This is a genomic window from Dactylosporangium sp. NPDC051541, assembly GCF_044454505.1.
Classification (GTDB): Bacteria; Actinomycetota; Actinomycetes; order Mycobacteriales; family Micromonosporaceae; genus Dactylosporangium.
Genome location: NZ_JBITDU010000004.1, coordinates 723,045 through 735,985 on the forward strand (window position 1 = coordinate 723,045; position 12,941 = coordinate 735,985).

Annotated in this window: 13 protein-coding genes; 9 read left to right on the plus strand and 4 right to left on the minus strand. The window is 70.8% G+C overall.

What is annotated here, in order from left to right; genetic code table 11:
- Window positions 1-35: 35 nt before the first annotated feature.
- From ACIA8L_RS22890 to ACIA8L_RS22915, 6 genes are all read left to right on the plus strand, one after another.
- On the plus strand, window positions 36-1,010 hold the full coding sequence (locus tag ACIA8L_RS22890; RefSeq protein WP_395907636.1) for a twin-arginine translocation signal domain-containing protein: 975 nt from the start codon (window positions 36-38) through the stop codon (window positions 1,008-1,010).
- A gap of 28 nt (window positions 1,011-1,038) precedes the next feature.
- The gene (locus tag ACIA8L_RS22895) at window positions 1,039-1,839 is read left to right on the plus strand and encodes an alpha/beta hydrolase fold domain-containing protein (protein WP_395907638.1); all 801 of its coding nucleotides are present in this window, start codon (window positions 1,039-1,041) and stop codon (window positions 1,837-1,839) included.
- 47 nt (window positions 1,840-1,886) lie between these two features.
- Window positions 1,887-2,402 carry a hypothetical protein gene (locus tag ACIA8L_RS22900; RefSeq protein WP_395907640.1) on the plus strand — a complete coding sequence of 172 codons (516 nt, stop codon included), beginning with the start codon at window positions 1,887-1,889 and terminating at the stop codon, window positions 2,400-2,402.
- Window positions 2,403-2,458: 56 nt separating this feature from the next.
- Entirely contained in the window at window positions 2,459-3,313 is an 855-nt protein-coding gene (locus tag ACIA8L_RS22905; protein ID WP_395907642.1) for a helix-turn-helix domain-containing protein, read from the plus strand.
- A 74-nt stretch (window positions 3,314-3,387) separates the two neighbouring features.
- Window positions 3,388-4,326, plus strand: coding sequence for an NADP-dependent oxidoreductase (locus ACIA8L_RS22910; RefSeq protein WP_395907644.1), 939 nt, complete (start codon window positions 3,388-3,390; stop codon window positions 4,324-4,326).
- Between the two features lie 28 nt (window positions 4,327-4,354).
- A complete protein-coding gene (locus ACIA8L_RS22915; RefSeq protein WP_395907646.1) occupies window positions 4,355-4,855 on the plus strand; it encodes a cupin domain-containing protein in 501 nt (166 codons plus the stop codon).
- A gap of 50 nt (window positions 4,856-4,905) precedes the next feature.
- On the opposite strand, the gene ACIA8L_RS22920 is transcribed toward ACIA8L_RS22915, so the two are convergent.
- The 4 genes from ACIA8L_RS22920 to ACIA8L_RS22935 are packed head-to-tail and all read right to left on the minus strand — an operon-like array spanning window position 4,906 to window position 9,645.
- Window positions 4,906-5,382 carry a hypothetical protein gene (locus tag ACIA8L_RS22920; RefSeq protein ID WP_395907648.1) on the minus strand — a complete coding sequence of 159 codons (477 nt, stop codon included), beginning with the start codon at window positions 5,380-5,382 and terminating at the stop codon, window positions 4,906-4,908.
- 50 nt (window positions 5,383-5,432) lie between these two features.
- Complete coding sequence (locus ACIA8L_RS22925; protein WP_395907650.1) at window positions 5,433-6,278, minus strand: class II glutamine amidotransferase; 846 nt, start codon at window positions 6,276-6,278, stop codon at window positions 5,433-5,435.
- Between the two features lie 41 nt (window positions 6,279-6,319).
- Window positions 6,320-8,626, minus strand: a complete 2,307-nt coding sequence (locus tag ACIA8L_RS22930; RefSeq protein WP_395907652.1) for a beta-glucosidase — start codon at window positions 8,624-8,626, stop codon at window positions 6,320-6,322.
- A 2-nt stretch (window positions 8,627-8,628) separates the two neighbouring features.
- Window positions 8,629-9,645, minus strand: a complete 1,017-nt coding sequence (locus ACIA8L_RS22935) for a LacI family DNA-binding transcriptional regulator (RefSeq protein WP_395907654.1) — start codon at window positions 9,643-9,645, stop codon at window positions 8,629-8,631.
- Between the two features lie 130 nt (window positions 9,646-9,775).
- Here ACIA8L_RS22935 and ACIA8L_RS22940 point away from each other — a divergent pair, with 130 nt between their 5' ends.
- The 3 genes from ACIA8L_RS22940 to ACIA8L_RS22950 are packed head-to-tail and all read left to right on the plus strand — an operon-like array spanning window position 9,776 to window position 12,929.
- Window positions 9,776-11,083, plus strand: a complete 1,308-nt coding sequence (locus tag ACIA8L_RS22940) for an ABC transporter substrate-binding protein (protein ID WP_395907656.1) — start codon at window positions 9,776-9,778, stop codon at window positions 11,081-11,083.
- Window positions 11,084-11,094: 11 nt separating this feature from the next.
- On the plus strand, window positions 11,095-12,072 hold the full coding sequence (locus ACIA8L_RS22945; RefSeq protein ID WP_395907658.1) for a carbohydrate ABC transporter permease: 978 nt from the start codon (window positions 11,095-11,097) through the stop codon (window positions 12,070-12,072).
- Between the two features lie 5 nt (window positions 12,073-12,077).
- Window positions 12,078-12,929: a carbohydrate ABC transporter permease gene (locus ACIA8L_RS22950; protein ID WP_395907660.1), complete on the plus strand. Its 852-nt coding sequence runs from the start codon at window positions 12,078-12,080 to the stop codon at window positions 12,927-12,929.
- Window positions 12,930-12,941: the final 12 nt, after the last annotated feature.

Genomic DNA, 12,941 nt, shown 5'->3' on the forward strand with positions numbered 1-12,941 from the left:
GACCCGGCGTTCGTGGCGGTCACACACTCCCATCCATGAATCGCCGCCAACTGCTCAAGGGAGCGGCTCTGAGCACGGGCGCCGCCGCCATCGGCGCCCTCCAGTTGCCCGCCCCGGCGTCCGCCGCGCCGGCCGGCTTCCCGAACTACCAGTACCTCGGCGTGCCGTTCACCAAGTCGGCACTGCGCTACAACCCCACCAACGAGTTGATCTTCCCCTGCGTCCGGGGCGTCTACGACAAGATCACCGGCGGGCTCGGCCGCTACTACCTCTACTACGCGCCGCACGAGAAGCCCGGCGGGATCTGCCTCGCCTACGGCAACTCACTGTCCGGGCCGTTCACGGAGTACCCGGCCAACCCGATCGTCAGCAACACCTGGTCGCCGTACTACTCGGTCAGCCACGTGTCGTCGCCGCACGTGCTGTGGAGCGCGTCGAACAAGAAGTTCTACCTGTACTTCCACGGCGAGAACAACACCACGCGGATGGCCTGGTCGACCGACGGCGTGCACTACACCTACTTCGGGGTCGTCCTGAGCACGTCGATGGTGCCCGGGACGACGGAGACCTCCTACGCCCGGGTCTTCGAGCACACGGTCACCGGCCTCGGCAACAAGTACGTGATGCTGTTCATGGGGGTCACCGGCGGTACCAGAAAAATCTTCTGGGGCTGGTCTTCCGACGCCAAGGCCTGGCAGTTCGACCCCACCCCGCTCGTCACCCCGGGCCCGGACGGCCAGGTCGACATCTCCGGCGCCCACCTGCTCAAACGCAACGGCACCGCGTACGTCGTCTATCACGGCAACGGCGGCGACCAGTTCCTGACCGAGGTCGGCAACGCCTTCGACCGCGAGGTCCACCTGGGCGTCTTCCACCCGGCGCTGTCCGGCGCCCCCGACAACGGCCGCGCGGCCGCCCCGTCCTTCGGCACCGACGGCGGCGTCGAGTACATGTTCTACGAGGCCGGCGCCCGCCTGTCGGCGACGATCGCGGTGGCCCGGGCCGTCTGAGCCCGTTCGCATGTGCGACGGTGGGCCGGTGACCGACTTCCAGCCCGTCCCGGCCCACCGCCCGACCCTCACCCACGCCGGCTGCGTCGTCTCGACCCCGCTCGGCTACCGGCCGTTGCAGCTCGACCTGCACGTCCCACCGGGGCCGGGCCCGTTCCCGGTCGTGCTGTGGGTGCACGGCGGCGGCTGGCTCACCGGCAGCCGCGTGTGGACCGTCGACGCCGAGTTCCACGCGCGGATAGTCGCCCGTGGCTATGCCGTCGCCGACGTGGACTATCGCCTCGCCCTGGAGGCGGTCTGGCCGGCCCAGCAGGCCGACCTCGAGGCCGCGCTGCGCTGGCTGCGCCACCACGCTTTTGCGCTGCGCCTCGACCCCGACCGGTTCGCGTTCCTGGGCGAGTCCGCCGGTGGGCAGCTCGCCGCTGTCGCCGCACTGACGGGGGACGGTCCGACCGCCGTGCAGGCCGCCATCATCTGGTACGGCCCGCCGGACCTCGTCACCCTGCGCAACCAGGACGACCCGTTCACTGGGCCCGCCCTGCTGCTCGGCGGCCCCCTGGGCGAGCGCGCGCCGCTGGCCCGGCTGGCGAGCCCGCTGCACAACATCCACCCGTCCGCCCCGCCGTTCCTGCTGGTCCACGGCACGGAGGACGAGATCGTCCCCTACGCCGACGCCGTCCGGTTCGCCGACGCCCTGCGGGCCGCGGGCGCGCGCTGCGACGTGCTGCCCGTGGCCGGCGCCGGGCACGTGTTCACGGGCGCCGCGGTCGACGTCGGCACTCTCACCACGGCCGGCGCGGACTTCCTCGACGACGTGCTCAAGCGGTGACCAGCTTCCCTTCGGCCGCCCGGCGCGTGCGTGATACCGGGCGGCCGTTGCCGCGGCGCCTGTATGCGCTGCGGGAGTGTGCTCTGCACTGCGCGCCGTACGGCTTCCGGGCCACCTGGCACCGCCTGGTTACCGGCGCCCACATTCCCCGCTCCCTCGACGCCGATCCGCGGTCATTGGTGCGGGCGGTGGAAGAGCTGGAAGCAGTGCGCGCATTGGTACTGCCGGTGATGGCCGCCTACACCACGATGCGCCGCCAGGCCAAGGCCGACGGCCGCCGCTTCCCGATACCGCCGGTACCCTGGAACCCGTGGGGCCTGCCCGGGATCGCATTCTGCCCGGACCCCGCCCACCATCCGGAAGGTCCGATGCCGGCCGTGGTGCGGCGCGTCCTCGAAGGCCACGCCGCCGGCCTCGACCCCGACGCGATCTGCCTGGCCTGCCGCACTCCCCACCCCCGCCCGGGCCGCACCTGCCAGGTATGCGGCGTCCACCCGAACGGCCCGGTCGCCCGAACCACCGGCAGCCCGTCATGGCCCCGGATCTGGCGCCGTGAGCTTTAGCACCACCTTCCGGCGGGTACCTGTGCCGGCCGCGGCTGGTCGGGCAGACTCGGGCCGTGGCGAGTCACGAGTTCGGCGGCGCGGTGCGGCAGTTGCGGGAGAGTACGGACCCGGCGGCGGTCGGGCTGGGGGGTGGGCGGCGGCGGGTGCGGGGGTTGCGGCGGGAGGAGCTCGGGGAGCTCGCCGGGCTGTCCGCGGACTATGTGCGCCGGTTGGAGCAGGGGCGCAGCCATCCGTCGGCCGGGGTGGTGAAGGCCATCGCGCGGGCGATGCGGGTCGGGCGGGCCGAGTACGAGCGGCTCTGTGCGCTGGCCGGGTATGCCGCCGTGGACGGGCAGGTGCCGAACGAGGTCGGGCCGGGCGCGACGCGGCTGCTGGAGCGGTTCACGGACACGCCGATGTTCGTCGCCGACGCGGCGATGAATCTGCTCGCCGTGAACAGCGCGTTCCTGGCCCTGGGACACTGGCACCTCTCGGGGAACCCGTGGGAGTGGAACATCGCCTGGCGTACCTTTTGTGATCCGTTCGACGGGTTCAAGCAGTCCGCGGCCGATGCGACGGATCACGAAGCGGTCCTCGTCGCCTGCCTGACGAGCGCGCTGCTGCGCTACCCCGCCGATGCCTCGCTCGCCGCGCTGGTGGACGACCTGCGCGGCCGGAGCCGGCTGTTCGACACCTTGTGGCGGGCGCCGCGGCCGGTGACGGCCTACGAGAGCAGCGCCGCGTTCACGCATCCCGAGGGCGGTGCCGTCACGCTGGTCGGCAGCCTGATCGCCATCCCGGGGGACGACTTGTCGGCTTTGATGCTCACCGCGGCGCCGGGCTCGGCCGACGCGGCGCGGCTGGCCGAGATCGTCGAGGACGCCGGGGCTCCGGCCGTCATCAAGGTGGGCCGGCCTGGCCCAGGCTAACCGCGCCGGATCCTGCGAGGTTGAGTGACGTCGCCGGCGATACCCGCACGGCGCTCACGGAAGCAGGTGCGGCAATGAAGGCAGTGCGTTTTCACGAGTTCGGCGGTCCCGAGGTCCTGCGGTACGAGGACGTCGAGGAGCCGACGCCCGGCGCCGGTCAGGTGCGAATCCGGGTCGCCGCGACGTCGTTCAACGGCGTCGACGGCAACATCCGGGCGGGCTACATGCAGGGCCCGATCCCGGTCGAACGGCCGCACACGCCCGGCATCGACGTCGCCGGCACGGTCGACGCGGTCGGTGACGACGTGGACGGCGTCACGATCGGTGACCGGGTCATCGGATTCCTGCCGATGACGGCGCCCGGGGCGGCCGCGGAATATGTGATCGCGCCGGCGGAGATCCTGACCGAGGCGCCGAAGAACGTCCCCCTGGCCGACGCGGCGGCGCTCCCGCTGGTGGGCCTGACCGCGTGGCAGGCGCTGTTCGACCACGGCAACCTGACCGCCGGCCAGCGGGTGCTGATCAACGGCGCCGGCGGCGCGGTCGGCGGCTACGCCGTGCAGCTGGCCAAGGAGGTCGGCGCCCACGTGATCGCCACCGCCGGCCCCCGCAGCGCCGACCGGGTCAAGGCCGCAGGCGCCGACGAGATCGTCGACCACACCGCCGCCGACGTGACCACCGCCGTGGGCGAGCCGGTCGACCTGGTCCTCAACCTGGCCCCGGTCACCCCGGACCAGCTGGCCGCCCTGGTCACGCTGATCCGCGACGGCGGCACCCTGGTCAACACCACCGTCTGGATGCCCGCCCCGGCCGACGCCGGGCGCGGTGTGCGCGGTATCGACCTGTTCGTCCGTAGCGACGCCGACCAGCTGGCCGACCTCGTGGCCCGCGTCAACACCGGCGAACTGCGCGTCGAGGTCGCCCAGCGGGTCCCCTTGGCCGAGCTCGCGGCCGTGCACACGCAGGCCGCCGCCGGTGCGCTTCCCAGCGGCAAGACCATCGTCACCCTGTGACCCGAATCGGCAAAGAGGAGCCGCGGCGATGATCCCCGATGACGACCCGAACCGCTCGCTGACACTGGCCCACCCGGACGATCCGGGCACCACATACATCTCGCTGGTCGGCAACACGTACGCCATGCTGATCACCGGAGCGCAGACCAACGGGCAGTACTGCCTGATCGACATGCGGGTGCCGGACGGCGGTGGCCCGCCGCCCCACCGGCACGACTTCGAAGAGATGTTCACCATCCTCGAGGGCGAGATCGAGTTCATGTTCCGCGGCGAGCGGCTCACCGCCCGGACCGGATCGACCGTCAACATTCCGGCGAACGCGCCGCACAACTTCCGCAACGTCTCCGGCGCGCCAGCCCGCATGCTCTGCATGTGCACGCCCGCCGGCCAGGACGAATATTTCCTGCGCATCGGCGACGTGGTCGCCGGCAAGGACGCGCCGCCGCCCCGGCTGTCGCCGGACGAACTCGCCGAACGCCGCCGTCGCGCCGCGGAGCTGGCATCGACGTACCGGAGCGAGTTCCTGTAGGCGGCGGCGAGGGCGGCTGGTTGCGGTGCGCACCCGAAGGGCGTCGGCCGCTAGCCGTGCTCGGCGGCGGCTCGGGTCAGATGGAACACGCGCTGGAGGCAGTCGCGGGCGGTCTTGATGATGGGGGCGTCGTTGTCGAGGCGGCCGGTCAGGCGGTCCGGGCCGATGCCGTCCTCGTCGAAGACGTGCCGCTCGAGCCGGTTCATGCTGTTGATCGATTCCTGCCAGGCGTCGCGGAGTTCGAGCGGCGCGAGCAGATACACGCGGGCGTCGAGGGTTTCCCAGCCTTCGGGTTTGCCGGGCCGGTGCAGCTCCCGGCGCCGGTCGGGGTCGGTCACCGCGTTGACGAACCGCTCGGCCGCGCTGGTCGCGACATTGATGTCGATGCAGAGGGTGGTGCGGGCGTCACGCAGCCGCGCGCGGTGCTCGTTGCGGCTGTTGAGGGATGCGGTGACCATCGGGCCGATCACTGCGCCGACGAGTGTGCCGAGTATGCCGGCGACGGCGACAATACTGGTGGCGTTCACACCAGATGACGATATCGGCAGACGCGGTCCGACTCACCCCCGCTGCGCGCTCAGGCGAGGGCGAGGGCGGTTGGTTTGAAGGGGCCGGTGACGTCGAAGTCGGGGGTGACGAGTTCGTAGCTGGACTCGGCTACCGGTTGCCAGGCGCCGACCAGGCCGCCCAGCGGCTCCGACACGACGATGCGGGTGCAGTCCGCGACCCGTTGCAGCACCGGATTCTCCGGATACATGCAGCGTAAAGTGTCGACGGCGGTGCTGCAGTACAGCGAGCGGCTGTTGCGTTCGGTTGAGTAGCGAAACGCCCACAGGCGGGCGCCGTCGGTGGTGGCTACCGTCATCTGGACCGGGTTGTCCACGCCGCAGCGGCGGCCGGTTTCTTCGATCCAGCCGACCATGCGCTCGACGGCGCCTACCGGGTCGTGTTCCAGGCCGAACGTGAGCGCCAGGTAGAACATCAGCTCCGAGTCGGTCGAGCCGCCGATGTACGGGAACAGCTCCGGGTCCACGGCCATCGTCAAAGCGCGCTTCAACCGGGCGTATTCGCGAATCCGGCCGTTGTGCAGCCACAGCCAGCGGCCGTGGCGGAAGGGGTGGCAGTTGGTCTGCTGGACGGGGGTGCCGGTGCTGGCCCGGATGTGGGCCAGGAACAGGCCGGAGCGCACCGAGTTGGCCAGTTCGCGGAGGTTTTCGTCGCCCCAGGCGGGGCCGGTGCCGCGGAACAGGGTCGGCTCGGGGGGACCGCCCGGGGTGTACCAGCCGACGCCGAATCCGTCGCCGTTGGTGGTGCCCACCCCGAGGCGGGCGTGCATGCTCTGGTCGATCAACGAGTGTTCGGGTTTGTACAGTAGCTCCGCCAGCATGATCGGCGAACCCGAGTAGGCGAGCCATCGGCACATCGCGGCACCTCCTGGCTCAATCCTCCGGTTTCGCCAAGTGGTCAGATCACCCGGGCGAGGTGACTGAGGACCCGGGAGGCCCCGACGTGGCGGACCGGGCCGACGACCGGGACCGGCAGTGCGGTGTGCACGTCGGTGCTGGAGCGGGCCACGAGCAGTTCGATGTCGCCGGGCTCGACGCGGCGGCGGCCGTCGCGGCCCGTGTAGGACAGCAGGTCCGCGTGTAGGGTCACCACCAGCGTGCGGGACTCCCCCGGGGCCAGGTCGACCCTCGGTGCGGCCAGCAGGAAGCGGACCGGGCGGGCGACCTGGGCCACCGGGTCGTGCGCGTAGATCTGCACCACCGTGGAGACTTCCCGGTCCGAGTCGTTCCGCAGGGGTACCGTCACCTCCACTTCCCCGTCGGTCGCCCACCCGTCCGGGGAGTGCAGGGACACCTCACCCCAGGCGGCGTCGGCGTAGGACAGGCCGTGGCCGAACGGGAAGAGCTGGCTCGGGTCCACGGTGGACACTTCGCTGCGCCGGCCCAGCGGTGCGGCCAGGTAGGTGGCGGGCTGGGAGGCGCCGGCGCCGGGGAACCCGACGGGCAGGCGGCCGGAGGGGTTGACGCGGCCGGTGAGGACGTCGGCGAGCGCGGGTGCGCCCTCCTCGCCCGGGAAGAACGTGGCCACGGCGGCCGCGAGGCGGTCGACCTGGCGGGACAGCTCGTAGGGGCGGCCGGCCAGGACGACGAGGACGACCGGCGTGCCGGTGGCCAGCAGCGCTTCCAGCAGCTCCTCCTGGCGGCCGGGCAGGCGCAGGTCGGGGGCGTCGCAGCCCTCACCCGAGGTGCCGGTGCCGAACAGGCCGGCGAGGTCGCCGAGGACCGCGACGCAGACGTCCGCGTCGGCGGCCGCGGCGGCCGCGGCCGCGATGTCCTCGTCGGAGCCGCCGGTGAAGGGGCAGCCCAGGGAGTACACCAGCGAAAAGTCTTGTCGCAAGGCGTCCACAACGGACTGGACGTCGACGCCCAGCTCGAGGTCGGGGTGGTGGGTGCCGACGTGGCGGGGGAACGAGTAGCAGCCGAAGAGGGCGTCCGGGCGGTGCGCGCCGGGGCCGACGACGGCCAGGCGGGTGCCGGGGCGCAGCGGGAGGGCGTCGTCGTTGCGGAGCAGGACGATGGAGCGTTCGGCGAGGCGGCGGGCGATGTCGCGGGCCTCGGCGTCGTCCAGGGCGGACGGCGCGGCCAGGAGCTCCGGCTCGGGCTGCCAGCCGGCGTCGAGGAGGCCGAGCTCGCACTTCTGCCGCAGGATCCGCTCGACCGCGCGGTCGATCATGGTCTCGTCGACGTCGCCGGCCTCGAGGGCCTTGAGCAGGGGGCTGCCGTAGCAGTTCACACCGGGCAGCTCGACGTCGATGCCGGCCCGCAGCGCGTTGGCGGCGGCTTCGGCGCGGTCGGCGGCGACGCCATGCAACGATTCAAGGAACGCGATGGCGAAGTAGTCCGACACGACGGTACCGTCGAAACCCAGACGATCCCGCAACAACTCGGTGAGCAGCGTCGGGTCCGCGGCGACCGGCACCCCGTCGACGTCGGTGTAGTTGTTCATCACCGAGCGGGCACCCGCGCGCAGGGCCATCTCAAACGGCGGCAGCAGCACGTCGGCGATCTCCCGCGGCCCGATCGACACCGGGGCCAGGTTACGGCCGGCGCGGGAGGCGGAGTAGCCGACGAAGTGCTTGAGCGTGGCGACGATCCCGGCCGACTGCAGGCCGCGCACGTAGGCGGCGCCGACGGTGCCGACCAGGTGCGGGTCCTCGCCGATGGTCTCCTCGACGCGGCCCCAGCGCACGTCGCGGATGACGTCGAGGACCGGGGCGAGGCCCTGCTGGACGCCGAGCCGGCGCATGGTCCGCCCGATGTGGGCGGCCATCCGCTCGACCAGCCGCGGGTCGAAGCTGGCACCCCAGCTCAGCGGCACCGGGAAGATCGGGGCGCGCCAGGCGGCCACGCCGGACAGGCACTCCTCGTGCACGATCGCCGGGATGCCGAACCGGCCGCCGGCGACGATCTGCGACTGCAGGTCGGCGACGCGGCGGGCGCCGGCGACGGGCTCGATCGGGGTGGAGCCGTAGACGCGGGTCAGCTGGCCCAGCCCGTGCCGGACCAGCTCGGACCAGTCGATCGGATCGGGGGCCTGGTCGTTCTGGTGCGGGGCGACCTGCGGCCGATCACCGTCGGCCGTCTCGTCGACGTTGAGCCAGGCCCCGTACATCTGCGCTACCTTCTCGCGCAGTGACATCCGGGCCATCAGGTCCGCGACGCGCACGGCTCCGGGCTGGGCGGGGTCCCGCCACGCTTCAGTCACGCTCAACGCTCCGTTTCCAGAAATGCGGTCGACTGGCGCACCACGAGCCGCGTGGCCAGCCGGACGTGGGAGTTCTCCACCGGCGCGCCGTTCATCAGCTGGATGAGCAGGTCGATCGCGCGGTGCCCCATCTCGTGGATGGGCTGTTCCACAGTGGTCAGTGACGGGCTGGCCAGGGCCGCCTCGGGGACGTTGTCGAAGCCGACGACGGAGAGGTCCGCGGGCACCTTCAGCCCCATCGCGGCGGCGACCTCGATGGCGGCGATGGCCGAGGTGTCGTTCGCGGCGAAGAGGGCCGTCGGGCGGCCGGGCCGGTCCAGCAGGCGCCGGGCCGCGGCCGCGGCGTCGTCGGCGTCGTAGTTGCCGGGCTGGACGAGCTCGGGGTCGGCGTCGATGCCGGCCAGGGCGAGCTCCTCGCGGTAGCCCTGCTCACGCAGTTTCGCCGACTCCAGGTCGGGGCGTCCGCCGATGAGCGCGATGCGCCGGTGCCCGAGCTCGACGAGGTGGCGGACCGCCATCCGGGCCCCGGCCAGGTTGTCGGAGTCCACTGTGGGCAGTCCGGTCGGCCCGGCGTGCGGGTCGACGGCGACCACGGACTGGCCGAACTCGACCTCGACCACCGTCGGCGTGACGAGGATGGCCCCGTCGACGAGGGTGCCGGAGAGGCGTGAAAGATACCGCTGCTCCCAGCCGGCGTGGTCCCCGGTGCGCCCGCCGGCCGAGTAGACGACCAGCTCGTATCCGGTGCCCTTGATCGCCTTGGCCGCGCCCTTGAGCAGCTCCGTGGAGAACGGCTCCAGGTCGGCCACGAGGATGCCGATCACGTTGGTCTTGTGGTTGCGCAGGCTCTGCGCGACCAGGCTCGCCTCGTAGCCCAGGTCACGGATGACCGCCTGGACGTGCGCGCTGGTCGCCGCGGACACGCCGTAGCGGGCGTTGAGGACCTTCGAGACCGTCGCGACCGAGACGCCGGCGGTGGCCGCCACGTCACGGATCGTGACTCGGGAACTGGGCTTCACGAGGGCACAATAACGTCCGATAACGTTATCGACAACGATTGACAACGCTCGTAACAAAGGCGCAGACTCTGCGGTCATCGAGGGCCGAGCCCCAGTGGCTCGCCCACGCCCCCGTCAGGAGATGATCAATTTGAACGTCCGCCTGAGCACCCCACGGAGGCTGGCCGCGATCGCCATCGCCCTGTCGATGACGGTCCCCTCCTTGACCGCTTGCGGAGACGACAGCACTCAAGCACCGACCGATGCGAACGCCCCGGTAACGCTCACCTGGTGGCACAACGGCAACCAGGACCCGGCGATGGGTGTCTGGCAATCGGTCGCCGACGCATACCACAAGGACCACCCGAACGTGACGTTCAAGGTCGAGCCGGCCCAGAACGAGGCGCTCAAGACGAAGATCTCGGTGGCCCTGCAGTCACCGAACCCGCCCAGCATCTTCCAGCAGTGGGGCGGCGGCGCCCTGGCCACGCAGGTCGAGTCCGGCAAGATCATGGACATGTCCGAGCAGGTCAAGCCGTGGATCAGCGAGCTCGGCGCGGCCGCGCAGGGCTGGCAGGTCGAGGGCAAGCAGTACGGCATCCCCTACGACCTGCACGTCGTGGGCTTCTGGTATCGCAAGGACCTCTTCGAGCAGGCCGGCATCTCGGCCGCCCCGAAGACGATGGCCGAGCTCAACGCGGCCGTCGCCAAGCTGAAGGCCAAGAGCATCACGCCGATCTCGATCGGCAGCAAGGACAAGTGGCCGGACGCCTTCTGGTGGTCCTACTTCGCCATCCGTGAGTGCTCCACCGACACGGTGAAGAACACGGTGAAGAACCTGAAGATGGACGACCCGTGCTGGGTCAAGGCGGGCGAGGACCTCAAGGCGTTCCTCGACACCAAGCCGTTCCAGGACGCGTTCCTGGGCACCCCGGCCCAGCAGGGCGCGGGCAGCTCGGCCGGCCTCGTCGCCAACGGCAAGGCCGCGATGGAGCTGCAGGGCGACTGGGAACTGCCGACGATGATCCCGCTGACCGAGGACAAGCAGTTCGCCTCGAAGCTCAGCTGGTTCCCGTTCCCGACGATCGAGGGCGGCAAGGGCACCCCCGGCACCGCGCTCGGCGGTGGCGACGGGTTCTCGTGCGCGGTCAAGGCCGGTCCGGCCTGCGCCGACTTCCTGAAGTACGTCGCCAGCGCGGACGTGCAGGCCAAGCTGGTGTCCTCCAACACCGCGACCCTGCCCGCCAACCCGAAGGCGATCTCGGCCATCCAGGACCAGTCGCTCAAGACCGTGCAGGAGTATCTGAACGGGGCGCCGTACATCCAGGTGTACTTCGACCAGGCGCTGCCCACCAGCGTCGGCCAGGCCCTCAACGACGCCATCGCCGACTTCTTCGCCGGCAAGGGCAGTCCGCAGGGGATCGTCGACGCGTTCGGCAAGGCCGTCGCCAACAAGTAAAGAGCAGGGGCATGACGCAAACGAGTGGTACTGCCGTGGCGGCGGCACCCTCGGCCCGGGCCGGTCGCACTGCGCGACCGGCCCGCCGGCCGGGCGGGAGCCGGGCCAAGCGGCTCGAGCTGGCCCTGCTGCTGACCCCGGCGCTGATCCTGTTCGTCGGGTTCGTGCTGCTGCCGATCGCGGCCTCGGTCTACTACAGCTTCTACAAGTGGACGGGTTTCAGCCCGCGGACCTGGTTCGGCTTCGGCAACTACGCCCGGATCCTCGATGACGAGGTGTTCCGGCAGTCGCTCTGGCACAACATCATCATCGCCGTGCTGTCGGTGGTCATCCAGCTGCCGCTGGCGATCGGCATCGCCCTGATGCTCAACGGCAAGATCCGGGGCCGGGCGGTGCTGCGGCTCATCGTGTTCGCGCCCTACGTGCTCTCTGAGGCCATCACCGCCGTGGTGTGGCTGCTGATGCTGCAGCCGGACGGGTTCGTCGACCAGGTCTTCAAGGCCGTCGGGCTCGGCGGGATCATCCAGGACTGGCTGGCCGACGGAAACCTGGTGCTGTACACCCTGTTCGTCGTCATCACCTGGAAGTATCTGGGCTTCGGCATCATCCTGCTGCTGGCCGGCCTGCAGAGCATCCCGGCCGAGCTCAAGGAGGCGGCCGCGACGGACGGCGCCACATCCTGGCAGACCACCCGCAGCATCGTGCTGCCGCTGCTCGGCCCGACGATCCGGATCTGGATCTTCCTGTCCGTCATCGGCTCGCTGCAGCTGTTCGACCTGGTCTGGATCATGACGCTGGGCGGCCCCGCGAACGCCTCCAACACCATGGCCGTCTACCTGCTCGACCGCGGGTTCACCCGCTACGAGTTCGGCTACGGCAGTGCGGTCTCGGTCGTGCTGTTCATCGTGTGCTTCATCTTCGCGCTGCTCTATCAGCGCTTCGCTCTGCGCCGCGACACCCAGGGCGCAATGACCCGGATCGTGGAGTGACCGCCATGACCGCGCCGAAAGCCGCGACCGCGCCGAGGTCGCTGACGCTGGGCACGCCGTTTCGCTACCTGGTGATCCTGCTCGTCGTCGGGGTCACCCTGGTCCCGCTGCTGTTCACCGTCCTGGGCGGCTTCCGCAGCAACGCACAGCTGAACAACTCGCCGGCCGGCTGGCCGAGCCCGTGGGTGTTCAGCAACTTCTCCGAGGTGCTGTCCTCGTCGGTGTTCTGGCGGGCGATGGGCAACAGCGCGTTCATCGCGGTGGTCGCGACCTTCCTCGCGGTCGCGGCGGGCGCGATGGCGGCGTTCGCGCTGTCGCGGTATCAGTTCAAGGGCCGCGAGGGCTTCTACACGCTGTTCACCATCGGCCTGCTGTTCCCGGTGTCGGCCGCAGCGCTGCCGCTGTATCTGCTGCTGCGCCAGATGGGCCTGCTGGAGCAGCCGCTCGGCGTGGCCCTGCCGGAGGCCGCGTTCTCGCTGCCGATCACCATCGTCATCCTGCGCCCGTTCATGCACGCGATCCCGGGCGAGCTGGAGGACGCGGCGGCGATGGACGGGGCCGGCCGGCTGGGGTTCTTCTGGCGGATCCTGCTGCCGCTGAGCCGCCCGGCGCTGACGACGGTGGCCATCCTGGCCTTCGTGACGAGCTGGAACGCATACCTGCTGCCGGTGCTCGTGCTGTCGGACCCGTCCGACTTCACGCTGCCGCTCGGGGTCGCGGCGTTCCAGTCGCAGTATGCCCAGGACACCGCCCGCATCCTGGCCTACACCGCCGCCTCGATGATCCCGGCAATCGGTTTCTTCGTCTTCGCCGAACGGCGAATCGTGGGTGGATTAACCGGTTCAGTAAAAGGCTGAAAGATTGGCGTT

What these genes read in the sequence shown, in the direction of transcription:
- ACIA8L_RS22890 (WP_395907636.1), top strand. Translation starts at nt 36, where the DNA reads ATGAATCGCCGCCAACTGCTCAAGGGAGCGGCTCTGAGCACGGGCGCC.
- ACIA8L_RS22910 (WP_395907644.1), top strand. Translation starts at nt 3,388, where the DNA reads ATGAAGGCAGTGCGTTTTCACGAGTTCGGCGGTCCCGAGGTCCTGCGG.
- ACIA8L_RS22915 (WP_395907646.1), top strand. Translation starts at nt 4,355, where the DNA reads ATGATCCCCGATGACGACCCGAACCGCTCGCTGACACTGGCCCACCCG.
- ACIA8L_RS22925 (WP_395907650.1), bottom strand. Translation starts at nt 6,278, where the DNA reads ATGTGCCGATGGCTCGCCTACTCGGGTTCGCCGATCATGCTGGCGGAG.
- ACIA8L_RS22945 (WP_395907658.1), top strand. Translation starts at nt 11,095, where the DNA reads ATGACGCAAACGAGTGGTACTGCCGTGGCGGCGGCACCCTCGGCCCGG.
- ACIA8L_RS22950 (WP_395907660.1), top strand. Translation starts at nt 12,078, where the DNA reads ATGACCGCGCCGAAAGCCGCGACCGCGCCGAGGTCGCTGACGCTGGGC.